The sequence below is a fragment of the Devosia indica genome (assembly GCF_003056405.1).
GTDB classification, from domain to species: domain Bacteria; phylum Pseudomonadota; class Alphaproteobacteria; order Rhizobiales; family Devosiaceae; genus Devosia; species Devosia indica.
In genome coordinates, this window is sequence record NZ_PYVZ01000046.1 from 1 (window position 1) to 1322 (window position 1322).

The 1322-nt window shown below is 61.9% G+C and carries 1 protein-coding gene and 1 other annotated feature; the gene reads left to right on the top strand.

Translation table 11 applies throughout. The features are described from left to right. The first annotated feature begins 53 nt into the window (after positions 1 to 53). A protein-coding gene (locus DDE76_RS19320) for an IS3 family transposase (protein ID WP_104892648.1) occupies positions 54 to 1282 on the top strand; the annotation gives its coding sequence in 2 pieces (ribosomal slippage) (positions 54 to 345 and positions 345 to 1282; 1230 coding nt in all). Further along, positions 335 to 451 (top strand) — a sequence feature (AL1L pseudoknot). Its footprint overlaps the gene before it by 117 nt. Positions 1283 to 1322 lie beyond the last annotated feature (40 nt).

Below are 1322 nucleotides of genomic sequence, written 5' to 3' on the forward strand. Positions count from 1 at the left end.
TGAACCGCGCCGGGACTGTCGGAGGCTCTAACTCCCAATTAGGATAGAGCCTGATGAGCAAGACAACGAACAAGTTTTCCCCTGAGGTGCGAACCCGAGCGGTGCGGATGGTGCTGGAGCATGGCGGGGAGTATCCGTCGCGCTGGGCTGCCGTGGTTTCGGTTTCCCAGAAGATCGGCTGTTCGGCCCACACCCTGAACGACTGGGTGAAGAAGGCCGAGGTCGATGGTGGCCGGCGGGCTGGCGTGCCCAGCGATGTGGCCGAGAAGCTTAAGGCTCTGGAACGGGAGAACCGGGAGCTGCGGCAGGCCAACGAGATCCTGCGCAAAGCCTCCGCATATTTCGCCCAGGCGGAGCTCGACCGCCCACTGAAGCGATGATCGCCTTTATCGACGAACATCGTGGGCATTACGGGGTCGAGCCGATCTGCAGAGTCCTGCCAGTCGCCCCATCCACTTACCATGAGCATGTCGCTCAACGCCGTGATCCCTCGCGGCTGTCGGCTCGTGCCCAGCGCGATGAAGCCCTCAAGCCTGAGATCATGCGGGTCTTTGCCGAGAACTTCTCGGTCTATGGCGTCAGGAAGGTGTGGCGGCAGATGCAGCGGGAAGGGTTCGATGTTGCGCGATGTACGGTGCAAAGGCTGATGCGGGAGCTCGGCCTGCAGGGTGTCATTCGCGGCAAACCGGTCCGCACAACGATCAGCGACAAGTCGGCTCCTTGCCCGCTCGACCAGGTGAACCGCCAGTTCCATGCCCCGGCACCTAACAGGCTCTGGGTCTCCGATTTTACCTATGTGGCGACGTGGGCTGGGTTCGCCTATGTGGCCTTCGTCATCGACGTCTACGCTCGCTATATCGTGGGCTGGCGGGTCAGTCGCACCGCCCATGCCAGCTTCGTGCTTGACGCCCTCGAGCAGGCCATCCACGACCGCCGCCCCGTCCATCGCGGCGGTTTGGTTCATCATTCCGACCGCGGGTCGCAATACGTCAGCATTCGCTATACCGAGCGCCTGGCCGAGGCCGGGATCGAACCATCAGTGGGCAGCGTCGGGGACAGTTACGACAACGCCTTGGCAGAGAGCATCAACGGCCTCTACAAGGCCGAGGTGATCCACCGGCGCGGACCCTGGCGAAGCATCGAAACCGTTGAGTTCGCCACTCTCGAATGGGTCGATTGGTTCAATAACCGGCGTCTCCTCGAAACCATCGGAAACATCCCACCGGCGGAAGCTGAGGCAAAATTCTACGCCGCACTGGAACAACAGGCCATGGCCGCATAACTTAAACCAAACAGCCTCCGGCAAACCCGGGGCGGTTCAG